The organism is Microbacterium sp. AR7-10, assembly GCF_001878835.1.
GTDB classification, from domain to species: Bacteria; Actinomycetota; Actinomycetes; order Actinomycetales; family Microbacteriaceae; genus Microbacterium; species Microbacterium commune.
Genome location: NZ_MJIR01000080.1, coordinates 15,862 through 38,294 on the forward strand (window position 1 = coordinate 15,862; position 22,433 = coordinate 38,294).

At 69.9% G+C, this 22,433-nt stretch carries 23 protein-coding genes, 1 tRNA gene and 2 pseudogenes; 19 read left to right on the forward strand and 7 right to left on the reverse strand.

Translation table 11 applies throughout. The features are described from left to right. Together BFN01_RS11155 and BFN01_RS11160 are read left to right on the forward strand one after the other, a co-directional pair. Complete coding sequence (locus tag BFN01_RS11155; RefSeq protein WP_071644415.1) at positions 1-480, forward strand: MaoC family dehydratase; 480 nt, start codon at positions 1-3, stop codon at positions 478-480. Continuing rightward, the gene (locus BFN01_RS11160; RefSeq protein ID WP_071644417.1) at positions 477-1,280 is read left to right on the forward strand and encodes a CoA ester lyase; all 804 of its coding nucleotides are present in this window, start codon (positions 477-479) and stop codon (positions 1,278-1,280) included. Before BFN01_RS11155 ends, BFN01_RS11160 begins: the two co-directional genes overlap by 4 nt. A 2-nt stretch (positions 1,281-1,282) precedes the next feature. Here the strand turns inward: BFN01_RS11160 and BFN01_RS11165 are convergent, their stop codons facing one another. Together BFN01_RS11165 and BFN01_RS11170 are read right to left on the reverse strand one after the other, a co-directional pair. Further along, a complete protein-coding gene (locus BFN01_RS11165; RefSeq protein ID WP_071644419.1) occupies positions 1,283-1,867 on the reverse strand; it encodes a histidine phosphatase family protein in 585 nt (194 codons plus the stop codon). Between the two features lie 35 nt (positions 1,868-1,902). Then, the gene (locus tag BFN01_RS11170) at positions 1,903-2,751 is read right to left on the reverse strand and encodes a Sir2 family NAD-dependent protein deacetylase (RefSeq protein WP_071644422.1); all 849 of its coding nucleotides are present in this window, start codon (positions 2,749-2,751) and stop codon (positions 1,903-1,905) included. Positions 2,752-2,811: 60 nt separating this feature from the next. Here BFN01_RS11170 and BFN01_RS11175 point away from each other — a divergent pair, with 60 nt between their 5' ends. Beyond that, entirely contained in the window at positions 2,812-3,621 is an 810-nt protein-coding gene (locus BFN01_RS11175; RefSeq protein ID WP_071644424.1) for an RNA methyltransferase, read from the forward strand. 15 nt (positions 3,622-3,636) lie between these two features. On the opposite strand, the gene BFN01_RS11180 is transcribed toward BFN01_RS11175, so the two are convergent. Then, positions 3,637-4,464, reverse strand: coding sequence for an SGNH/GDSL hydrolase family protein (locus tag BFN01_RS11180; RefSeq protein WP_071644426.1), 828 nt, complete (start codon positions 4,462-4,464; stop codon positions 3,637-3,639). Positions 4,465-4,569: 105 nt separating this feature from the next. Between BFN01_RS11180 and BFN01_RS11185 the strand changes: the two genes are divergently transcribed. The 4 genes from BFN01_RS11185 to BFN01_RS11200 all read left to right on the forward strand — a co-directional run bounded on the left by BFN01_RS11185 (position 4,570) and on the right by BFN01_RS11200 (position 8,779). Then, a complete protein-coding gene (locus BFN01_RS11185; RefSeq protein ID WP_071644428.1) occupies positions 4,570-6,312 on the forward strand; it encodes a DEAD/DEAH box helicase in 1,743 nt (580 codons plus the stop codon). A 106-nt stretch (positions 6,313-6,418) separates the two neighbouring features. Then, positions 6,419-7,504 (forward strand): VIT1/CCC1 family protein, encoded by a 1,086-nt coding sequence (locus BFN01_RS11190; protein ID WP_071644430.1) that lies wholly within the window; start codon positions 6,419-6,421, stop codon positions 7,502-7,504. Between the two features lie 93 nt (positions 7,505-7,597). Further along, positions 7,598-8,053: an SRPBCC family protein gene (locus BFN01_RS11195; RefSeq protein ID WP_071644432.1), complete on the forward strand. Its 456-nt coding sequence runs from the start codon at positions 7,598-7,600 to the stop codon at positions 8,051-8,053. A gap of 12 nt (positions 8,054-8,065) precedes the next feature. Beyond that, positions 8,066-8,779, forward strand: a complete 714-nt coding sequence (locus tag BFN01_RS11200; protein WP_256221127.1) for a glycosyltransferase family A protein — start codon at positions 8,066-8,068, stop codon at positions 8,777-8,779. 46 nt (positions 8,780-8,825) lie between these two features. On the opposite strand, the gene BFN01_RS11205 is transcribed toward BFN01_RS11200, so the two are convergent. Further along, positions 8,826-8,910: transfer RNA gene (locus BFN01_RS11205), tRNA-Leu, on the reverse strand. A 103-nt stretch (positions 8,911-9,013) separates the two neighbouring features. Between BFN01_RS11205 and BFN01_RS11210 the strand changes: the two genes are divergently transcribed. After that, entirely contained in the window at positions 9,014-10,309 is a 1,296-nt protein-coding gene (locus BFN01_RS11210; RefSeq protein WP_071644436.1) for a M20/M25/M40 family metallo-hydrolase, read from the forward strand. 52 nt (positions 10,310-10,361) lie between these two features. Then, positions 10,362-11,192 (forward strand): undecaprenyl-diphosphate phosphatase, encoded by an 831-nt coding sequence (locus BFN01_RS11215; protein ID WP_071644438.1) that lies wholly within the window; start codon positions 10,362-10,364, stop codon positions 11,190-11,192. Between the two features lie 4 nt (positions 11,193-11,196). Here the strand turns inward: BFN01_RS11215 and BFN01_RS11220 are convergent, their stop codons facing one another. Next, positions 11,197-12,042, reverse strand: a complete 846-nt coding sequence (locus tag BFN01_RS11220; protein ID WP_071644440.1) for a PAC2 family protein — start codon at positions 12,040-12,042, stop codon at positions 11,197-11,199. 119 nt (positions 12,043-12,161) lie between these two features. Between BFN01_RS11220 and BFN01_RS15870 the strand changes: the two are divergent. The 10 genes and pseudogenes from BFN01_RS15870 to lnt all read left to right on the forward strand — a co-directional run. After that, positions 12,162-12,387, forward strand: a pseudogene (locus tag BFN01_RS15870) (HAD family phosphatase); the annotation flags it as partial. Positions 12,388-12,389: 2 nt separating this feature from the next. Further along, positions 12,390-12,669, forward strand: a pseudogene (locus tag BFN01_RS15875) (HAD-IA family hydrolase); the annotation flags it as partial. Beyond that, on the forward strand, positions 12,666-13,676 hold the full coding sequence (locus BFN01_RS11230) for a tRNA (adenine-N1)-methyltransferase (protein WP_071644442.1): 1,011 nt from the start codon (positions 12,666-12,668) through the stop codon (positions 13,674-13,676). The pseudogene BFN01_RS15875 and the gene BFN01_RS11230, both read left to right, overlap by 4 nt. Positions 13,677-13,686: 10 nt before the next feature. Continuing rightward, complete coding sequence (locus tag BFN01_RS11235) at positions 13,687-14,598, forward strand: hypothetical protein (protein WP_071644443.1); 912 nt, start codon at positions 13,687-13,689, stop codon at positions 14,596-14,598. A 53-nt stretch (positions 14,599-14,651) separates the two neighbouring features. Further along, complete coding sequence (locus BFN01_RS11240; protein ID WP_083428788.1) at positions 14,652-15,605, forward strand: YafY family protein; 954 nt, start codon at positions 14,652-14,654, stop codon at positions 15,603-15,605. Further along, positions 15,602-16,597 (forward strand): YafY family protein, encoded by a 996-nt coding sequence (locus BFN01_RS11245; RefSeq protein WP_071644445.1) that lies wholly within the window; start codon positions 15,602-15,604, stop codon positions 16,595-16,597. Before BFN01_RS11240 ends, BFN01_RS11245 begins: the two co-directional genes overlap by 4 nt. Before the next feature lie 26 nt (positions 16,598-16,623). Continuing rightward, on the forward strand, positions 16,624-16,857 hold the full coding sequence (gene tatA, locus BFN01_RS11250) for a Sec-independent protein translocase subunit TatA (protein ID WP_071644446.1): 234 nt from the start codon (positions 16,624-16,626) through the stop codon (positions 16,855-16,857). Between the two features lie 62 nt (positions 16,858-16,919). Continuing rightward, the gene (tatC, locus tag BFN01_RS11255; protein WP_071644447.1) at positions 16,920-17,681 is read left to right on the forward strand and encodes a twin-arginine translocase subunit TatC; all 762 of its coding nucleotides are present in this window, start codon (positions 16,920-16,922) and stop codon (positions 17,679-17,681) included. Further along, positions 17,678-20,149 (forward strand): RNA helicase, encoded by a 2,472-nt coding sequence (locus BFN01_RS11260; protein WP_071644448.1) that lies wholly within the window; start codon positions 17,678-17,680, stop codon positions 20,147-20,149. The genes tatC and BFN01_RS11260 overlap by 4 nt, the downstream gene beginning before the upstream one ends. Before the next feature lie 5 nt (positions 20,150-20,154). Next, on the forward strand, positions 20,155-21,675 hold the full coding sequence (gene lnt, locus BFN01_RS11265) for an apolipoprotein N-acyltransferase (protein WP_071644485.1): 1,521 nt from the start codon (positions 20,155-20,157) through the stop codon (positions 21,673-21,675). Position 21,676: 1 nt separating this feature from the next. On the opposite strand, the gene BFN01_RS11270 is transcribed toward lnt, so the two are convergent. Together BFN01_RS11270 and BFN01_RS15880 are read right to left on the reverse strand one after the other, a co-directional pair. Then, on the reverse strand, positions 21,677-22,060 hold the full coding sequence (locus tag BFN01_RS11270; protein ID WP_071644449.1) for an RNA polymerase-binding protein RbpA: 384 nt from the start codon (positions 22,058-22,060) through the stop codon (positions 21,677-21,679). 121 nt (positions 22,061-22,181) lie between these two features. Next, positions 22,182-22,433, reverse strand: a 252-nt coding sequence (locus BFN01_RS15880; protein ID WP_305728271.1) for a glycerophosphodiester phosphodiesterase family protein, incomplete at its 5' end; no start/stop codon positions are given.

The window sequence follows — 22,433 nt, forward strand, 5'->3', positions numbered from 1 at the left end:
ATGACCGACATCGTCCAGCGCGGCCTGTACTTCGAGGAGTTCGAGGTCGGCGCGCGTTATCTGCACCGGCCGGGTCGCACGGCGACCGAGGCCGACAACGTGCTCTTCACCACCCTCACCATGAACACGCAGGCGCTGCATTTGGACGCCGCGTTCGCCGATGCGCAGCAGCCGTTCGGCCAGCGCCTGATGAACTCGATGTGGACCCTGTCGACGATGGTGGGCGCGTCGGTGGCGCAGCTGACCCAGGGCACGCTGGTCGCGCAGCTGGGATTGGGTGACATCTCCTTCCCGCATCCCCTGTTCCACGGCGACACGCTGTACACCGAGAGCGTGATCGTCGACAAGCGGCTCTCGGCATCCCGTCCCGGTCAGGGCATCTGCACGATCGAGCACACCGGGCGCAACCAGGACGGCATCGTCGTGGCGACGGCGACACGCACCGCTCTGATGCTGTGTCTGCCAGAGGGCGAGCGATGACCCTCGACATGGGCCCTGCGCTGCTGTTCTGCCCCGCCGACCGCCCCGAGCGGTTCGCGGGGGCGCTGCAGAAGGCGGATGCCGTGATCCTCGATCTCGAGGATGCGGTGCTTCCCGATGCCAAGGCGCAGGCGCGGGAGAACATCGTCGCCGCCGACCTCGACCCCGGTCGCGTCATCGTGCGTGTGAACGCACCCGAAACCGCGGAGTTCGCCCGCGACGTCGGTGCGCTGCGACGCACGCCGTTTCGCACGGTGATGGTGGCCAAGAGCGACGACCCGGCGGCGTTCGATGCGTTCGGCGCCGAGTTCGGGCTGATCGCCCTGTGCGAGACCGCCCGTGGGGTGCACCGCGCCGGCGAGATCGCCGCCCACGAGCGCGTCGTCGGCCTGATGTGGGGCGCCGAAGACCTGGTGGCCTCGCTCGGCGGCTTGTCGAGCCGCTTCTCCGACGGGCGCTACCGCGACGTCGCCCGCGCCGCCCGGTCTCAGATCCTGCTCGCGGCGGGGGCGTACGGCCGCGCGGCCGTCGACGCGGTGCACCTCGACATCGACGATGTCGACGGTCTGGCCGCCGAGGCCGCGGATGCCGTGGCATCCGGGTTCGGGGCGACCGCGTGCATCCACCCGAAGCAGGTCCCGGTGATCCGCGACGCATACCGGCCCGACCACGCGACGATCGCCTGGGCGGAGGCCGTGCTCACCGCCGCCGAGGGGGAGCGGGGGGTGTTCCGCTTCGAGGGGCGGATGATCGACGAGCCCGTGCTGCGGCACGCCAGAGCCGTCATCGAGAGGCGCTGAACTCAGACCGGGATCGTCTCGAGCAGGCGCAGCGTGCCGGGCTCGGCGACGAAGCGGTGCACCGAGCCGTTGTGCAGGGAATCGCCCACCCGGGGCAGCGACCCGCCAGACACGTGCATGAGCAGCGAGCGGATGACTCCGCCGTGGCTGACCACGATGATCGACTCCGCGCGCGGTGCCGACCGTCGACGCGAGGCGCGGACGATCCGCTCGAGCGAATCCAGCGCGCGCTCACGCACCTCCTCGAGGGTCTCCGCCCCGGGGACGGCCGAGGTCCAGTCACCCCACGTCTTCAGGTAGTCCTCGACGAGCATGCCCTCGCCGTCGCCGAAGGTGCGCTCGCGCAGCCCGCGAGTGAGCGCAGGCGAGCCGAGGCCGAGCTCGTCGGCGATGATCTCAGCCGTCTGCTGCGCGCGCACCAGTGGACTCGCATAGATCGCGTCGTACCGCTCGTCGGCGAGGGCGGCGGCGGCTCTGCGGGCATCGTCGCGCCCGGTCTCGTTGAGCGGGATGTCGGTCGTGCCCTGGATGCGGCGAGCGAGGTTCCAGTCGGTCTGTCCGTGGCGTACGAGTGTCAGCAGGGTCACCACTCGAGCCTAGGCGACGCTCCGATGCGCACCGCTCAGAGAGCTCCGAGACGGGCGGCGAGCGCGGTGAGCACCTCGGTCGTGCCGCCCTCGATGACCTCGTCGGCCCAGGCATCCGCCCTCGTCGGCTCGTGGTTGACGATCACGATCGGCATGTCGCGCCGTCGTGCGCGCTCGATCACGCGGATGCCGGAGTTCACCGTGAGAGATGTGCCTGCCACGACGAGCGCGGCCGAGGCGTGCACGAGCGATTCCGCGAGCGCGAAGCGCGCGGTCGGCACGAACTCGCCGAAGTACACCACGTCCGGCTTCAGCATTCCGCCGCAGATCTCGCAGGTGGGGATGACGAATCCTGCTGTGCTCTCCGGCGACACGTCGCCGTCGGGGTTCAGCACGATGTTCTCAGGAACGAGGACCCACGGGTTGAGCTGTTCGATGCGCTCGGCGATCGCCCGGCGGTCGTACACCTGCCCGCAGTGCAGGCAGAGCGTACGGTGCATGGTGCCGTGCAGCTCGATCACGCGGCGGCTGCCGGCGCGCAGGTGCAGTCCGTCGACGTTCTGGGTGACGACCCCGGTCGCCGCGCCAGCGCGCTCCAGCGCCGCGAGGGCACGGTGGCCACCGTTCGGGTCGGGCGCCGTGAAGGCACGATAGCCGAGATGACCGCCGAGCCAGTACCGCCGACGCGCGGCCTCATCGGAGAGATACGTCCGGATGGTCATCGGGGTCGAGCGCGGTGGTGCGCCCGCGCCGCGGTACGCGGGAATGCCGGAATCGGTCGAGACGCCCGCGCCGGTCAGCACAGCGAACGGCCGGTCCTGCAGCAGCCCGACCGTGCGCTCGACGGCGTCGGAGGCGGTGTCCGAGAGCTCGAGCGACTGCACCCCGAAAGTCTATGCGGAGGACGGCGCGTCGGGTCCGTCTCGACCTGACAGCATGGACGGATGCAGCTGCATCACCTCCGCGACGCGCACGACCCGGTGCTCGACGACTACCGCTCGCTCACCGACACGGCCCTGCGCCGGGTGCGTGAGCCGGCCGGCGGACTGTACATCGCCGAATCGGCGAAGGTCATCGAGCGCGCTCTGCAGGCGGGGCACCGCCCCCGGTCGGTGCTGACGCAGCAGAAGTGGACGGACGCCGTCGCCGAACTGCTCGGGCAGCGCGACGTGCCCGTGTACGTCGTGACCGACGAGGTCGCCGAGCAGCTCACCGGATTCGCGGTGCACCGTGGGGTCATGGCGGCCATGCACCGGCCCGAGCCGGCACGCCTGCAGCACCTGCTGTCGCAGATCGACACGGAGCGCCCGCGGATCGCCGTCCTGGAGGGGCTCACCGACCACACCAACGTCGGGGCGATCTTCCGATCCGCCGCGGCACTCGGCGTCGACGCGGTGCTCGTCAGCCCCACCTGCGCCGACCCGCTCTATCGCCGTGCGGTGCGCGTGTCGATGGGCACCGTGTTCCAGGTGCCGTGGACGCGGATCGACCGCTGGCCCGCCGGCATCGACGACCTGCGCTCAGCCGGGTACCTCGTCGCCGGGATGACCCTGGGACACGGCGCGATCACGCTCGACGATCTCGTGGCGCAGTCACCCGAGCGGCTCGCGCTGATCTTCGGCACCGAGGGCGACGGCATCCGGCCCGAGACCGACCGTCTGCTGGATCGACGGGTGACGATCCCGATGATGGGAGGGGTGGACTCGCTCAACGTCGCAGCGGCGTCGGCGGTGGCGTTCTACGCGACGCGCTGAGCAGCGGACCCGCCCTCAGTCGAGGTCGCGGCGCAGGTACGGCATCGCGTCGGGACGCTTCGCGGCGATGGTGTCTCCAGACGACTGGTGCCGCAGACGCCGCAGCACCCACGGCACGAGGTGCTCGCGTGCCCAGCCGATGTCTTCGGTGCGCGCCTCGCGCCAGGTGCGCACCGGCATCGGATCCGGCTGCATCGGCTGCAGGGCGTTCGGCACGTTCAGCGCACGCAGCACCATGCGCGCGACCTCGTGATGGCCGAGCGCGTTCAGGTGCAGCCGGTCGTCGGCGAAGAACCGGGTGTCCTGGATCACCTTCAGCGCCCACTGATCGGCCACGATGCAGTCGTGGCGCTCGGCGATCGAGCGCACGTTCTCGTTGTAGATCGCGACCTTGCCGCGGAACGGCCGGAACACGGGTGTGAAGTGCGTGTCGATGCCGGTGAACAGCACGACAGCGGCGCCGGTGGAGGCCAGGCGCTCGACGGCCCGTTCGAGCTGAGCGGCGATGTCGTCGGGGTCGGTGCGCGGACGGATCACGTCGTTTCCTCCGGCGCAGATCGACACGAGGTCGGGCTTCAGGGCGACAGCCGGCTCGATCTGCTCCGCGGCGATCTGGGCGATGAGCTTGCCGCGCACAGCGAGGTTCGCGTACGCGAAGTCGTCGACGTCCTGGGACAGCACCTCCGCGACCCGATCGGCCCAGCCCCGGTGACCGCCCGGCGCGCGGTGGTCCGGATCGCCGATGCCCTCGGTGAACGAGTCGCCGACCGCGACGAATCGTCGCCACGGATGCGGACCCTCGTTGGCGACGTACGGGGTGCGCGTCGAATCCTGATCGAGCATCGTCTCTCCTTCGACAGGAAGTGCCGGGGGCGCCCCGAGCACAGCATCCGAGCCTACCCCCGGCCTCGAACCGAACTGTCGGCGGGCTGGATTATCGTAGATGCGATGCTCTCTCCGTCCTTTCCTCAGCGCGCGCCGTGGGGTACCGCCGACAAGCTGAGAGCATGGCAGCGCGAGGCGCTCGAGCAGTACTTCCAGGCCGATCAGCGCGATTTTCTCGTCGCCGCGACCCCCGGCGCCGGAAAGACCACCTTCGCCCTGACGCTGGCGGTCGAGCTGCTGCGCATGGGCGAGGTGAACCGGATCATCGTCGTCGCGCCCACCGAGCACCTGAAGACGCAGTGGGCTGATGCCGCCGCACGGGTGCACATCCGCCTCGACCCGCGATTCCGCAACAGTCATTGGGCGCCGTCACGGCAGTACCACGGAGTGGTCGTGACCTATGCGCAGGTCGCCGCGAAGTCGTCGGTGCACCGCCATCTGACCGAAGACGCGAACACGCTCGTGATCCTCGACGAGGTGCACCACGGCGGTGACGCGCTGAGCTGGGGCGACGCGATCCGCGACGCCTATGGTCCGGCGAAGCGGCGGCTGCTGCTCTCGGGCACGCCCTTCCGCAGCGACACCGCGCCGATCCCGTTCGTCGAGTATCTGCCCGACGAATCGGGAGCACGGGTCTCCAGCACCGACTACGCCTACGGCTACGGGCGCGCCCTGGAAGACGGCGTCGTGCGCCCCGTGCTCTTCCACATGTACTCCGGGAAGATGCGCTGGCGCACGAGCGCCGGCGACGAGCTCGAGGCGCACCTCGGCCAGGACAACACCAAGGACGTCACCTCGCAGGCCTGGCGCACGGCGCTGGACCCGGAGGGGGAGTGGATGCCCGCGGTGCTGCGCGCCGCCGACCGGCGCCTCTCCGAGATCCGCCACCACGTTCCCGACGCCGGCGGGCTGGTGCTCGCCACGGACCAGACCGTGGCCCGCGCGTACGCGAAGATCCTGCACAGCATCACCGGGCAGCAGCCCACCGTCGTGCTCAGCGACGACGCATCGGCGTCGGAGCGGATCGAGCGCTTCAGCGCCGACGACCGGCGGTGGATGGTCGCGGTGCGCATGGTGTCGGAGGGTGTGGACGTGCCCCGACTCGCGGTGGGCGTGTACGCGACCTCATCCTCGACGCCGCTGTTCTTCGCGCAGGCGATCGGGCGCTTCGTGCGCGCCCGCCGGCGTGGTGAGGCGGCGAGCGTGTTCCTGCCGAACGTCCCCGTGCTGATGACGCTCGCGAACGAGATGGAGAAGCAGCGCGATCACGCGTTGGACCGTCAGACCAAGGACGACGACGGCCTCGAGGACTCGCTCCTGGAGAGCGCCAATCGCGAGGACGATGCGTCGGATGCCCTGACGCAGGAGTTCAGCTACCAGGCGATCTCCTCGCTCGCGCACTTCGACCGCGTCGTCTTCGACGGCAAGGACTTCGGCCAGCTGGCCGAACCCGGCACCCCGGAGGAGGAGGAGTTCATCGGGCTTCCTGGGCTGCTCGAGCCCGAGCACGTGCACGACCTCCTCATGCAGCGTCAGGCTCGGCAGAGCAAGCTGCGCCAGGCGCGTGAGGCGGCGGCTCCTCCCGAGCAGGAGTCGACCCTGCCGGCGCCGCTGCACCGCACCCTGCGCGAGCAGCGGCAGCTGCTCAACAGCCTGGTCGGCCTGTACGCCAGGCAGACCGGCGAGCCGCACGGTGCGGTGCATGCCGAGCTGCGGCGCGTGTGCGGCGGACCCGCCGTCGCGCAGGCGACCGTCACTCAGCTGCAGTCACGGATCGACGTGCTGCGCAAGCGCGTGCGCTCCTGAGCGGCCTGCGCTTCGGGCATCCGAAATCCTGTCAATCGCTGTCCTGACGCGGTTCCTGCGCGTGGCCGTCGATACCGTTGACTGTTCCCCACAGCACGGAGGATGCATGAACGCGCCCGCACAGCCCACCCCCGCCGATCGCCGGCAGTGGGCACGCTATCTGGTCGAAGAGCGCGCCGAAGGCGCCGTCTACACGAACCTCGCCGCACGTCGCCACGGAGAGGAGCGCGAGATCCTGCTCTCGCTCGCCGACGCGGAGCGCCGTCACGAGCAGCACTGGCTCGACCTTCTCGGGGGAGAGCCGCAGAGGCTGCCGAGGGCCGGCCTGCGCTCGCGGATGCTCGGCTGGATGGCCTCGCGCTTCGGATCGATCTTCGTGCTCGCCCTCGCGCAGAGCGCCGAAGCCCGATCGCCGTACGACACCGAGAGGTTCGCGACGGCCGCGATGCGCGCCGACGAGAAGGTGCACCACGAGGTGGTGCGCGGGCTCGCCGCGCGCGGACGCCGACGACTGTCGGGCTCGTTCCGCGCGGCCGTGTTCGGCGCGAACGACGGTCTCGTCTCCAACCTCGCGCTGGTGCTCGGCATCGGCGCCACCGGCGTGAGCGGCCCGTTCGTGCTCTTCAGCGGAATCGCCGGACTCCTGGCGGGTGCCCTCTCGATGGGTGCCGGCGAGTTCGTCTCCGTCAGATCGCAGCGCGAGCTGCTGGCATCCACCGAGGAGAACAGCGATGCCGATGCGAACGCGGGCGACCTCGACATCGACGCGAACGAACTGGCCCTCGTCTACCGCGCGCGCGGCATGGGTCAGGACGAGTCGCTGATCCGCGCGCAGCGCGTCGTGCAGGCCGCGCAGGCGGGCATCCGCCGCGACTCGACAGGACCGATCGGAACGCACTCCGACCACGAGGTGATCGGCAGCGACTGGGCCGCGGCGATCTCGAGCTTCCTGCTGTTCTCCTCCGGGGCGATAATCCCCGTGCTGCCGTGGATCTTCGGCCTCAGCGGCACGACGGCGATCATCGTCGCTCTCGTGCTGGTCGGGATCGCCCTGCTCGCCACCGGCGCGATGGTGGGCATCCTCTCCGGCGGGCCGCCCCTCAAGCGCGCCCTGCGCCAGCTGGCGATCGGCGTGGGCGCGGCGGCGATCACCTACGCGCTGGGGCTCGTCTTCGGCGTCGGCGCGGTCTGAGTCGACCCTCGCAGGCCCTGCCGTCAACCCCCTCCCGCGCCGCCCGCTGATCGGGCTGACTGGGAGGTCCATCCCCGAAGCGAGGAGTTGAAGATGCCCCAGATCATCGAGACCGTCGACGTGAACGTCCCCGTGACCGTCGCCTACAACCAGTGGACGCAGTTCGAGAGCTTCCCGCACTTCCTCGACGAGGTCGTCTCGATCACCCAGATCGATGACACGCACAACCACTGGGTCGTCAAGGTCGGCGGTGCGCAGCGCGAGTTCGACGCCGAGATCACCGAGCAGCACCCCGATGAGCGCGTCGCCTGGCGCAGCGTGGGCGGCGAGACCGAGCACGCCGGTGTCGTCACCTTCCACAAGCTCGACGACCGCACCACGCGAGTGACCGCGCAGATCGACTGGGACCCGCAGGGTCTGCTCGAGAAGGTGGGCGCACTGGTCGGTGCCGGTTCGCACGCGGTCAAGAAGGATCTCGACAACTTCAAGAAGTTCATCGAGGGCCGGGGCGGCGAGACCGGCGCGTGGCGCGGCGACGTCGAAGCCTGAGCGTCGTTGCGAGTGTCGGTCGTCATCCCGGTGCGGGATGACGCGGAGCTGCTGACGCGCTGTCTCGACGCCCTGCGCGAGCAGACGCGACCGGCCGATGAGGTGATCGTCGTCGACAATGCATCCTCGGATGCGTCGGCGGCGATCGCCGCGTCCGCCGGCGCGCGTGTGGTGACGTGTCCCGAGATCGGCATCCCTGCCGCGGCTGCAGCCGGGTACGACGAAGCCGCCGGAGACCTCATCCTCCGCCTGGACGCCGACTGCGTGCCGCCGCCGACGTGGGTGCACGACGCGGTGGCGTCGTTGTCCTCGACGGCGACCGTCGCGGCGACCGGCGGTGCGCGATTCATCGACGGACCGCGTGCCCTGCGCTGGACGGCGGAGGTCTACCTCGGCGCGTACACGGCCGCCGCCGGCGCGGCGCTCGGACATCGTCCGCTGTTCGGCTCGAGTCTGGCGATGCGGACGGATGCCTGGCGCGCGGTCCGCGCCGACGTGCACCGCCACGATGCCGAGACCCACGACGACCTCGACCTGTCCTACCACCTCGGCGAGGTGGGGCGCATCGGTCGGATCAGGGGAGGACGGATGGGCATCTCGATGCGTCCGCTGTGGCGGGGTCGCGGCTTCCGCCGCCGGGTGAGGCGCGGATTCCGCACCGTGCGGATGCACTGGCCGGAGGACTTCCCGCCGCACCGCTGGCGGCGTCTGCGGGAGCGGAGCTGAGACGAAGAAGACCCGGATCCTCAGGACCCGGGTCTTCTTCGTTCTGTGCGCGAGGGGGGACTTGAACCCCCACGCCCTATGCGGGCACTAGCACCTCAAGCTAGCGCGTCTACCTATTCCGCCACCCGCGCAGATGTTCGCTGCCGAACGAAGATCGACTCTAGCACGCCCCGCGCACCTGTTCGAACCAGCCCGACTCCCGGGCGCGCCACCCGGGTTGGGTAGCCTGGGCACATGCCCGAGTCTGAGCTGCCCGAAGTCGTCCGCATCGCCCGCGACCTGATCCGCATCGACACCTCGAACTACGGGGGAGGCCGGGCGAACGGCGAGCGCGAGGCAGCCGAGTATGTCGGCGCGTACCTGACCGATCTGGGCCTCGAACCGGAGTACTACGAGCCGATCGAGCGGCGCACCAACGTCATGGCACGCGTGCGCGGCCGGGATCCCGAGCGACCGGCCCTTGTCGTGCACGGGCACCTCGATGTCGTCCCGGCTGTCGCCGCCGACTGGAGCGTCGACCCGTTCGAGGGCCTGGTGCGCGACGGGATGCTGTGGGGGCGCGGCGCCGTCGACATGAAGAACATGAACGCGATGATCCTCACCGCGGTCGCAGACATCCTGCGGGCCGGCGAGCAGCCCGAGCGCGACCTGATCCTCGCGTTCTTCGCCGACGAGGAGAACGGCGGCGTCGAGGGCTCGGCCCTCGTCGTGCAGGAGCGTCCAGACTGGTTCGCCGGTGCCACCGAGGCGATCAGCGAGGTCGGCGGATATTCGATCACCGTCGACGATCACCGCGCCTATCTGCTGCAGGTGGGGGAGAAGGCGATGCTCTGGCTGCGGCTGGTCGCGAAGGGGCGTGCCGGGCACGGCAGCCGCTATCACGACGACAACGCGGTGACGCGGCTCGCCGAGGCGGTGGCAGCGATCGGGCGCACCCGCTGGCCGATCCGACTCACCCCGACGACGCGGGCGCTGCTCGACGGGCTGAGCGCCCTCACGGGCCGGTCGACCGATGACCCGGATGCCCTGGCGGCCGCGGCCGGTCCCGCCGAGGCGTTCCTGCGCTCGACGTTCCGCACCACGACCAACCCGACGGCGTTGACCGCGGGGTACAAGCACAATGTGATCCCGGAGACGGCAGAGGCGCTCATCGACGTCCGCGTCATCCCGGGAACCGAGGACGACGTGCTCGCCGAGCTGCAGCGCATCGTCGGGGACGACGTCGAGATCCAGACGGTCGTGCGCGACATCGGCATGGAGACCGCATTCGAGGGAGACCTCGTCGACGCCATGGTCGCAGCGCTCGGGCGTCACGACCCCGGAGTTCCCGTGATCCCGTATCTTCTGGGTGCCGGCACCGACAACAAGGCGCTCGCATCGCTGGGCATCACCGGATACGGATTCGCGCCGCTGCGTCTGCCCGCGGATCTGGACTTCACCGGGATGTTCCACGGAGTCGACGAGCGCGTCCCCGTAGAATCGCTTGTCTTCGGCCAGCGCGTGCTGGCCGATCTGCTGCGCGGCTGCTGACCATCCCGCGCTCGCGGCCCGTCTCCACCAAGCCCCTGTCAGAAAGCGACGCATGAACCTGCTCGAAGCGCTCATCCTCGGCATCGTGCAGGGACTCACGGAGTTCCTGCCCATCTCCTCGAGCGCGCACCTGCGCATCGTCGGCACCTTCCTGCCGTCCGGCGAGGACCCGGGCGCCGCGTTCACCGCCATCACACAGATCGGCACCGAGGCCGCGGTCGTCGTGTTCTTCTGGCGGGACATCGTGCGCATCATCACCCAGTGGTTCCGCTCCCTCACCGGGAAGGCGCCGCGCAACGATCCCGACGCGCGGATGGGCTGGCTGATCATTCTCGGCAGCATCCCGATCGTCGTGCTGGGGCTGCTGTTCCAGGACTCGATCGAGACGGTGTTCCGCTCACTGTGGATCGTCGCGATCATGCTGATCGTGTTCGGTGTGCTGCTCGGCGTCGCCGACCATGTCGGTGCGAAGCGCCGCAAGCTCGACCAGCTCACCTACGGGCACGGCGCGGCGTTCGGTTTCGCGCAGGCGCTCGCACTGGTGCCCGGTGTGTCCCGCTCGGGCGGCACCATCACGATGGGTCTCTTCCTCGGGTACGAGCGCGCCGCGGCCGCCCGGTACGCGTTCCTGCTGGCGATCCCCGCCGTCTTCGGCAGCGGTTTCTACCAGCTGTTCAAGCACGGGGGAGACCCGGATCAGCATTTCGGGCTGGGTGAGACCTTCGCCGCCACCGGCGTCGCGTTCGTCGTCGCGCTCGGGGTGATCGCGTTCTTCATGAACTGGATCTCGAAGCGCAGCTTCCTGCCCTTCGTGATCTACCGCGTGCTGCTCGGCGTCGTCCTCATCGTGCTGCTCGCGACCGGCGTCGTGCCCGCCGTCTGATCGATCAGCGCTTGTCGAAGCCGTCGCCCCGGCGGCGCAGATAGCGCTCGAACGCCTGCGCGATGGCGTCGCCTGACGCTTCGGGGGAATCCCACGCGTCGCGGGTGCGCTCGAGCTGGCGGATGTACTCCGCCATGTCCTCGTCCTCCGCGGCCGCCGCGTCGATGGATGCCTCCCACGCCGCGGCCTCGGTGCGCATGTGCTCGCGCGCGGGGCCCACACCGGTCAGCTCCTCCAGACGATCCAGCAGCGCCAGCGTCGCCTTCGGCGACGGGGCGGCCGTCGCGACGTAGTGCGGCACGCTCGCCCACAGGCTCGCCGCCGGGATCTCTGCCTGGCTGAAGAACTGGTCGAACACGCTCAGGATGCCCACCGGGCCCTCGTAGCTCGACTTGTCCAGCCCGTGCACCTCGCGCACCCGCGCATCCTGACTCGAGGCGAACACCGAGATCGGGCGGGTGTGCGGCACGTCGGAGAGCATCGCCCCGATCGTGACCAGACCCGTGGCGTCATCGCGCAGTGCGACATCCAGGAACTCGTTCACGAACGCCTGCCACGCGCGCGCCGGCTCGGAGCCGGTCAGCAGCCAGAGCTCGGGCCCGGCGTCGACGGGTCGGGTCGGCCGCCACAGCGTCGCCTCCGGCCACCGCAGCTCTCGACGCCCGTCGGCGTTCAGCTGCGTCGAGGGACGCGTGTACTGGTAGTCGAAGTACAGCTCAGGGTCGACGGCGTGCACCTGTTCGTACTCGCCGGCTGCCCGCAGGGCCGCGATCGCACCGCTGGCCGCCTCGCCGGCATCGTTCCAGCCGTCGAACGCGGCGACGATGATGCGAGAGCCGAGGACGTCCATCCCTCTCCTTCCGGAAGCCGAGTCGATCCCTCCAGGCTAGACCTCACCGTGAAGCGAGGCGCGTCGACCCGGCTAGCATGGGTGCAATGAGCAGAAAGCCCGCCGCAGTCCTGTGGGACATGGACGGAACCCTCGTCAACACCGAGCCCTACTGGATGTCCGTCGAGACGGAGCTGGTCGAGTCCTACGGGGGCACCTGGACGCACGACGACGCGATGCAGCTGATCGGCAGCGGTCTGCTCGAGAGCGGGCGCGTGCTGCGGGAGGCGGGGGTCGACCTCGAACCTCAGCAGATCGTCGACCTGATGACCGATCGTGTCGCGGAGCTCCTGCGCACGCAGGGGGNNCATCGCCGGCGACGAGGTCGACAGGCCCAAGCCGTTCCCCGATCCGTACCTGGCCGCGGCCGCCCAGCTGGGCATCGACATCGTCGACGCCGTCGTCATCGAGGACTCGCCGACCGGTGTGGCCGCCGGCGCGGCATCGGGCGCGGTCACCCTCGGCGTGCCGCACATCGTCGCGCTGGACGGGTGCGGTGCCGACGAGCTGTGGTCGACCCTCGAGGGCCGCACGACGGCCGACCTCGCAGACCTGCACGCCCGATTCGCGAAGGAGGGTGCTCGATGAGCGCCGCACGTCCCAGCGGTCCCTTCCGGGAGGGCGACCGCGTTCAGCTCACCGGACCGAAGGGGCGCCTGCACACCATCACGCTGCGTGCCGACGGCGAGCTGCACACGCATCATGGGGTGCTGCGTCATGCCGATCTGATCGGCCAGCCCGACGGATCCGTCGCGACCAACAGCTCGGGCCACGACTACCTGGCGCTGCGCCCTCTGCTCCGCGACTTCGCGATGTCGATGCCGCGCGGCGCGGCGATCGTGTACCCGAAGGACGCCGCGCAGATCGTCATGCAGGCGGACATCTTCCCCGGCGCCGTGGTCGTCGAGGCCGGTGTCGGCTCGGGTGCGCTGTCGTTGGCGCTGCTGCGCGCGATCGGCTCCGAGGGCACGCTCACCTCGTTCGAGCGCCGTGAGGACTTCGCCGAGGTCGCGAAGGCGAACATCGAGACCTTCTTCGGCGAGAGCCCCGCGACGTGGCAGGTCGTGGTCGGAGACCTGGCCGAGGAGCTGGGCGCTCACCACCCGGCCGGCACGGTCGATCGCGTGGTGCTCGACATGCTCGCTCCGTGGGAGTGCATGGACGTCGTCGCTGAGGCGCTCGCCCCCGGGGGAGTGGTGATCTGCTACATCGCCACGGCCACCCAGCTGTCGCGCGTCGCGGAGTACATCCGAGGCACCGGTCTGTTCACCGATCCGGATGCGTCCGAGACGATGGTGCGCGGCTGGCACGTCGAGGGCCTCGCCGTGCGCCCCGATCACCGCATGGTCGCGCACACCGGCTTCCTGCTCACCGCACGTCGCCTGGCGCCGGGGGCCGTGCCCCCCGAGGTGCGTCGTCGCGCGTCGAAGTCCAGCTACGGTGACGAGGACGTCGAGCTGTGGACGCCAGGCGCGGTCGGCGACCGTGAGATCACCGACAAAAACCTGCGCAAGCGCGTGCGGGAGGCGCAGAAGGCCGCGGGCGGCGCGCGGGTCGCGGCGGCGTCGCGCGAGGGCGAGCGGGCATCGGAATAGACTGGGGCGCGTGCGTAAAACGACCGCTGCCCTCTCGGCCCTCGCCCTCTCCACCCTCGTCCTGACCGGATGCTCGGCCGCGGCGCCGACTTTCGACGGAGCCGCGTGCGAGCGCGACAGCTCGGCGGCGCTGGAGAGATCGGTGACGGTGACCGGAGATCTCGGCGCTCCGCAGGTCGAGATCGAGCTGCCCGTGCACACCGGAAAGCCCGCATACGCCGACATCATCACCGGTGACGGCCGCGCGATCACCGACAGCCGCCAGGAGGCGATCCTCACCCGGGTGCTGGTGAACGGCACGACCGGACAGACGCTGGACGCCCAGCTGAAGCTGTGGAGCCCGGAGTCCGCCGGCGCCGAGCTGTCGGGTGTCGACGAGGCGTTGGCGTGCGCGACGGCAGGCAGCCGCATCGTCGCATCGATCCCCGCTTCGGAGCTTCCCGAGGGCGCCGCGCAGCAGATCGGGCTCGATGCGAACGACAGCCTCGTCGCCGTCTACGACGTGCGCTACACCGCCCTGGCCAAGGCGGACGGCTCCGCGGTGTTCAACGACGCACCCGGCCTCCCTTCGGTGGTGCGCGCACCCGACGGTCGCCCCGGCGTGATCATCCCCGACACGGCCGCGCCGAAGAAGACGATCACCGAGACGCTGCTGCAGGGAGAGCACGAGAAGGTCGGCGACGGCACCGCCCTGATCCGCTCCACCTCCGTCGGCTGGACGAGCCGCAGCGTCGGCCAGACCACCTGGGACGCCACTCTCACCGGCACCGACGGTCTTCCTGCCGAGGTCGTCGACGCGGTCTCGAGCTCGCGGGTGGGATCGCAGCTGATGGTCATCGTGCCGACCGAGTCCGGTGACGACGCCACCGTGTACGTCGTCGACGTGCTGGGCGTCATCCCCGAGGAGCTGATGGGCCGGTGACGCCTGCCCGGATCCCCGCCGAAGAGCGCCTGACGAATCTCGTCGTGGCGCTGATGGCCACGGAGATCGGGCTCACCAAGCAGCAGATCATCGAGAACGTGTCCGGCTACCGGCAGCGCGTCGAGGCAGGCGCGAGGACCGATGCGCTGGAGAAGATGTTCGAGCGCGACAAGGACGAGCTGCGTTCGCTCGGCGTTCCGATCGAGACGATCGGCGATCCCGCCGATCCGCACGATCTGCGCGAGGCCCGCTACCGCATCCCGCAGGCCGAGTACGACCTGCCCACCGACATCGAGTTCACACCGGCCGAGCTCGCCGTGCTGCGTCTCGCCGGGAGCGTGTGGAGCACCGAGTCGGTGTCGATGGATGCCCGGTCCGGAGTGCGCAAGATCCGCGCACTCGGCATCGACGGCGACGAGCCGATCATCGGCTTCGCACCGCGCATCGCCGCCCGGGATGCTGCGTTCCCCGCGCTGCAGGAGGGGATAGAGCGCAGCAGGGTGGTCGTCTTCGAGTACCTCAAGCCGGGGGAGAAGTCGCCCACCCGCCGACGCGTCCGTCCGCTCGCGCAGGTGGAGTACGAGGCGCGCTGGCATCTGTTCGGGATCGACGTCGACGCGGACGCCGAGCGCACCTTCCTGCTCAGCCGCATCGTCAGCGATGTGAAGGTGACAGCGCAGACCTTCGACGTCGCGCTGCGTGAGGGCGCCGCGGCTCGTGCACTCGCGGGTCTGGAGGACGTCGCGGCCGCCCAGCGCGCCCTGCTCGAGGTCACGCCGGGCACCGAGGCCGCGCTGCGGCTCGGCCGTCGCGCCACACCGCGCGCACAGGGCATCGCCGTCGGATACGTCGACCGCGACATCTTCGCCGACGAGCTGGCGTCATACGGGCCAGAGGTGCGGGTGGTGGATCCCGAGGATCTGCGCGATGCCGTGATCCAGCGGCTTCGGGTGATCGCCGAGCGCCACGCCGCCGCCCTGGACGGCCCCGATCGGGAGGAATCATGAGCACCCAGGGCGCCCCGCTTCTCGCTGCCGAGCAGGTTCGGCTCTATCTCACCCTCGTGCCCTACCTGCTCGAGCGCGGGCAGGTGACGCTCGACGAAGCCGCCGCCGATTTCGGGGTGACCCGCGAGGCTCTCCGGGGGATGGTCGAGAAGCTGACGGTCATCGGCCTGCCCGGAGACTCCGGCTACTGGCAGCTGCCGCAGGAGATGTTCGACATCGATTGGGAGCTGCTCGACGAGCACGACATCATCGAGATCACCAACGACGTCGCGCTGCGGCGCGTGCCGCGTCTGACCGCGCGCGAGGCTGCTGCGCTGCTGGCGGGACTGCAGATGGTCGCATCCGTGCCGGCGGTCGCCGAATCGGGCCTGGTCACCGGTCTCATGGCCAAGCTGTCGCGCGGCTCGGCCGGTGCCCCACCCGACCTCGTCGTGGCGCCGGCCGCGGTGACGGAGGTGCAGCGCGTGGTCTCGCAGGCGCTGCACGACGGTGTCGCCGTGTCGTTCCGCTACCAGGCTCCCGACGCGCAGCCCACCACCCGCACCGTCGATCCCGCTCAGATCCGCATCGACAACGGCCAGTGGTACCTGCAGGGCTGGTGTCACCTGCGCACCGCGATGCGCACATTCCACCTCGACCGGGTCAGCGACGCGCGGCTCACCGACATCCCGATCACGCACGGCGACGCCGCCGTCCCCGCCGAGTTCGGCGACGGCGACGGCCCGGAGGGCGAGGTGATCGTCCGGATCCCGGAGCGGCTGGTGCCGCTGATCGGATCGTTCCCGCAGGAGGAGGTCGATCGAGGCGCGGGCCTCGTGACACTCCGCATCCGGATGGCCGACCCGCGCGGCATCAAGCGCGTCGCCGCACGCTTCGGCGGTGCCCTCGAGGTGCTCGACCCGCCCCTCGCGCGCACGACGACCCGCGACTGGGCCGCGGCGGGACTCGACCTCTACAAGACGTCTGAGCGGCAGCACGCCCAGGTAGACTGACCGCAACCTCGATCTAGGAGTCCTTCATGCTCGGCAACCTCAACGGATGGCACCTGGTTATACTCCTCGTCGTCATCCTTCTTCTGTTCGGTGCGGCGAAGCTGCCGGCGCTGGCCAAGAGCATGGGCCAGTCGGCTCGTGTCTTCAAGGGCGAGATGAAGGCCATGCGCGAGGAAGACGCCGCCGACCCCGCCAAGAAGAAGGACGCCGTGAGCGACGTCGACCCCGACGCGCCCGCCGGGCCTGATCGCACAGTCTGATCAGCGTGGCTGCGGTAGATTCCCACGCCGCGAAGGACAGCCAGCCACGCGGCGAACGGCGCATGTCGCTGGGAGCTCACCTTCTCGAGTTCCGCAAGCGGCTCATGCTCGCGGCTGCCGGCCTGCTGGTCGGCATGATCGTCGCGTTCCTCATCACCGACCCGATCATCGCCTTCATCACCGAGCCGATCAACCAGGTCGCGAAGACGAGCGACACGCTCGTCGCGCTCACCTACGATTCGGTCACGGCGCCGTTCGATCTGCGGATGCGCATCGCCTTCTCCATCGGCATCTTCCTGTCGGCACCGATCTGGATGTGGCAGCTCTGGGCGTTCATCATGCCGGGGCTGACACGCAAGGAGATCAGGTACACGGTCGGTTTCCTGGGCGCGGCCCTGCCGCTCTTCTTCGCCGGATGCTACGTCGGCACGCTGGTCGTCCCGCACGTCATCGAGCTGATGGCATCCTTCACAGCCGAGGGCGCCACCAACCTGTACGAGGCGAAGAAGTACTACGACTTCGTCTTCAAGATGATGATGGTCATCGGCGTCGCCTTCGTGCTGCCCGTGTTCCTCGTGGTGCTCAACTTCGCCGGCGTCCTGTCCGGGAAGGCGATCCTCAAGGGATGGCGGGTCGCCGTGCTCATCGCGACCACATTCGCGGCACTCGCGACGCCCGCCGCAGATGTCGTGAGCATGCTGATGCTGGCCGGCATGCTCACGGTGCTGTACTTCGCGGCCGCGGGCCTCACCCTCCTGCTCGACAGACGGCGGCGCAAGCGACGGATCGCCGAGGGCCTCGACCCGGACCTGCGCACAGCATGAGTTCACCCGCCGAGCGCTATGCGGCCGCCCGCGCCGCGGCCGAGCACCCGCACACACAGGCGTTCGCCGCGCGGCAGCGCTTCGCGCTCGATCCGTTCCAGGTCGACGCCTGCTATGCGCTCGAGCGCGGCCGCAGCGTGCTGGTGGCCGCTCCCACGGGTGCGGGCAAGACGATCGTCGGCGAGTTCGCGATCCACCTCGCGATGCAGACGGCCGGGGATAAGGCGTTCTACACCACGCCCATGAAGGCGCTGTCGAACCAGAAGTTCCGCGAGCTGGTCGACGTGTACGGCGCGGATCAGGTGGGGCTGCTCACGGGCGACACGAACATCAACGGCAACGCGCGCATCGTGGTGATGACCACCGAGGTGCTGCGCAACATGCTGTACGCCGACTCCGACGCGCTGCGCGGGCTGCGGTACGTCGTGATGGACGAGGTGCACTACCTCGCCGACCGGTTCCGCGGTCCGGTGTGGGAGGAGGTCATCCTGCATCTGCCCGAGCAGGTGCGCCTCGTCTCGCTGAGCGCGACCGTGTCGAACGCCGAGGAGTTCGGCGACTGGCTCGACACCGTCCGCGGCGACACCGACGTGATCGTGTCGGAGATCCGTCCGGTGCCCCTCGAGCAGCACGTCCTCGTGCGCGATGACCTGCTGCCCCTCTTCGACGAGCGCGCGGGCATCGCGACCGCCCAGGTGAACCAGGAGCTGCTGCGCATCCGCTCGTTCACCGGCTCCCGCCACGAGAGCAACCGCCGCGCGCAGGAGCACCGCAGCAGCAGACACGCCGGCAGGGAGGCGCACCGGGCGCCCCGGGGCGGCAAGCGCCCCGTGCGGCCGTCGAACATGGGCCGCGTCGAGCGGATGGACCGACCCGAGGTGGTGCGGCTGCTCGAGCGGGCGAATCTCCTGCCCGCCATCTTCTTCATCTTCAGCCGGGTCGGCTGCGATGCGGCCGTGCAGCAGGTGCGCCGCTCCGGCGTGCGTCTGACCACGCAGGAGGAACGCACCCTGATCCGCGAGATCGTCACCGATCGCACCCGTGCATTGCAGGACGAAGACCTCGACGTGCTCGGCTTCTGGCAGTGGCGCGACGACCTCGAGCGCGGCGTCGCCGCCCATCATGCGGGCATGCTGCCCGCGTTCAAGGAGGTCGTCGAGGAGCTCTTCCAGCGCAAGCTCGTCAAGGCGGTCTTCGCGACCGAGACGCTCGCTCTGGGCATCAACATGCCGGCGCGCACGGTGGTGCTCGAGAAGATGGAGAAGTTCAACGGCGAGGCCAGGGTCGCCATCACGTCGGGGGAGTACACCCAGCTCACCGGCCGCGCGGGACGCCGTGGGATCGACATCGAGGGTCACGCCGTCGTCCAATGGACCGAGGGCATGGATCCTCAGGCGGTCGCCGCCCTGGCATCCCGCCGCACGTATCCGCTCAACTCCAGTTTCCGCCCGACCTACAACATGGCGGTCAATCTCATCGATCGGTTCGGCAGGGCACGGGCACGCGAGATCCTCGAGTCGTCGTTCGCGCAGTTCCAGGCCGACAGGTCTGTCGTGGGCCTCGCGCGCAAGGTGCGCGAGGCGGAGGAATCCCTCTCCGGCTACCGCGACGCGATGACGTGCGAGCACGGCGACTTCCTCGAATACGCCGCGATGCGGCGCGAGCTCAGCGATCTCGAGAAGAAGGACCGACGGGATGCCGGAGGGCGTGCCGCGCGTGACAAGCGCCTCAAGAAGATCCAGGGGCTGCGCACGCGCATGCGTCGGCATGCCTGCCACAGCTGCCCCGACCGTGAGGCGCATGCGCGCTGGGCGGAGCGGTACTTCTCGCTCAAGCGCGACACCGACCGCATCCGCCGACAGATCGAGACGCGCACCGGCACGGTTGCGCGGATCTTCGACCGGGTGATCGACGTGCTCCAGGTCGTCGGCTATCTCGACGGCGAGGGCGATCGCCTCTCGCTCACCGACGCGGGCCGCACCATGCGCCGTATCTACGGTGAGCGCGACCTGCTCGTCGCCGAATCCCTGCGCCAGGGGCTGTGGCGCACCCTCGACGCGCCGTCGCTCGCCGCGATGGCCAGCTGCCTGGTCTACGAGCCGCGGCGCGACGAGCAGAACATGGGGGAGCGGGGCCTGCCGCGCGGCGCGTTCCGCATCGCGTACGACGCCACGACGAGGCTGTGGGCAGAGCTCGACGATCTCGAGCACGACTACTCGCTGCCGCGCACCGAGCCGCTGGCGCCGGGACTTGCCGCAGCCATGCACGCGTGGGCCCGCGGCGGATCGCTCGATCGGGTGCTGATCGACGCCGACATGGCGGCCGGCGACTTCGTGCGCTGGGCCAAGCAGACGATCGATCTGCTCGACCAGCTCTCGATCGTCGCCGAGGACGGCGACCTGGCCCGCACGGCCCGCCGAGCGCTCGACGGGGTGCGTCGCGGCATCGTCGTCTACACCGCGGTGTGAACCGGATGAACGACACCGACCCGCCTTCGGCACGCCCCGCCGTGCCGCTGTGGGCGGCTGCCGGAGTGGCCGCGGTCGCGGGGCTGCTCATGGCGCTCGCGTTTCCTGCGGCGGCCATCTGGCCTCTCGTGTTCGTCGCGTTGGCGCTGCTGCTGCCGATGCTGCGCGGACGCCGCGTCGGCGGTGCGCTGCTGGTCGGCCTGGCTTACGGACTGGTGTTCTTCGCCCTGCAGGTGTCCTTCACGGCGCGCTATCTCGGCCCGGTGCCGTGGATCGCGCTGACGGTCGTGGAGGGCGTTCTCACGGCGGTGGCGCTCGTGCCGATCACGCTGGCGTACCGCTGGCTTCCGCGCGTCTGGCCCCGCAGCGCACCGGTTGTCCTGCCCGTGGTCGTTGCGGGTCTCTGGACCACGCACGAGCTCTTCCTCGGCAACTGGCCGTACGGCGGATTCCCGTGGTCGCGGCTGGGCATGACCCAGGCGCAGGGTCCGTTCGCGCCGGTCGCCTCGTGGCTGGGCGTGAGCGGGCTGACGTTCCTGATGGTCGCGCTCGTCGCGCTGCTGATCGAGCTGTTCCGGATGCGCGGACGGATCCGTCCGATGCACCTCGTCGCTCCTGCCGTGACGCTGATCGTGCTGCTGCTGACTCCGCTGTTCCCCACCGCGCGATCCGGCGAGATGCGCATCGCCGCGGTGCAGGGCAACGGCGCCACGGGCTACTTCGACGAACGCGAGCCGTACGGGGTGATCAGCGCTCAGACGGACGCCACCAGGATGATCGACGATGCGGACGTCGACCTGCTCGTCTGGCCCGAGGGCGGCATCGACTACGACCCGTTCCAGGACGAGACGACGGCGCGGCGGCTCACCCGCCTGGTGAACGAGCTCGATGGACCGCTGCTGGCCAACACCGCCACCGAGCGCGGTGAGCAGATCTTCAACACGTCGTTCCTGTGGACGAAGGACGGCGACGCCACGCAGCTGCACGACAAACGCCATCCGGTGCCCTTCGGCGAGTACGTGCCCGACCGCGACTTCTACTACGCCCTCGCCCCCGACCTCATCGGGCTCATCGGCCGCGAATACACCCCGGGCACCAACCCGCCGCTCGTGCAGGTGGGCGGGACCGGAGTCGGTCTCGCGATCTGCTTCGACGTGATCTACGACGAAGTCATCCGCGAGAGCGTGATGCAGGGCGCCGAGGTGCTCGTCTTCCAGACCAACAACGCCGACTTCCGCGGGACGGACGAGAACCTGCAGCAGCTCGCGTTCGCGCGCATGCGCGCCGTGGAGACCGGCCGCAGCGTGGTGAACGTCTCGACCGTGGGCACGAGCCAGATCATCCGGCCGGACGGGTCGACGGTGTCGACCCTGGACGCCGATGAGGCCGGAGCGCTGCTCGAGGAAGTCGAACTGCGCTCCGGCCTCACGGCTGGGGTCGTGCTGGGTCCGTGGATTCAGCTGGGGATGCTGATCACGCCGGCGGTGCTCGTCGTCGCGGGACTGCTGTCTCGGCGGCGACGCTGAGTCACGCGCCGATGCGGTGGCGGGTGGGGTCGTCTCCCGCACCGCGACGGGCGCGGACATAGGCGAGCCGCTCTGCGAGCAGCTCCTCGAGTTCGTCACGCGTGCGGCGCTCGAGCAGCATGTCCCAGTGGGTTCGCGCCACCTTCTCGTCGCTGTCCTCGAGCTTGACGGACGCGCCGTCGACCTGCAGCACCGCCTCGGCGCCGCAGTGACGGCACTCCCAGGTCTGCGGTGCCTCGGCGTCCGCCGCGAACATCAGGGTGGTCTCCTGACCGCACGTGTCGCACTTGTACTCGGTGGCGCGTCGCTCCATGAACACGACGCCCTCCTCGCTCTGAAGGCTCTGGGCACCCAGCCGGATGCCGCGAAGGCTGCGATCTGCCATTGTGTGGTCCTCTCGTCGCTGTCAGGTATAACGCTCGCGCCTGTGCGCTTCATCCACAGCGGCGACAACCGGTGCGAACTCACAGGGTAATCCCAGGGCCGCACGCGTCGGCGGCAGGTCGTCAGGAGAGTACGCGCACGGCCACGTCGGCGCGGTCGGTCACGATGCCGTCAGCGCCGCCGGCGACCAGTCGCGTCATCTCGTCGGGGTCGTTGACCGTCCAGACGTGCACTTCGGCTCCGCTGCGGCGTGCGGCCCGCAGCAGGGCGGGGGTGAACAGGCGGATGCCGCGGTGCGACTCCGGGATCTGCACCGCGTCGATGTCGCGCAGCGCGCGGGCGGGGGAGAGGCGGGCAGCGGAGAGTGCGCGCAG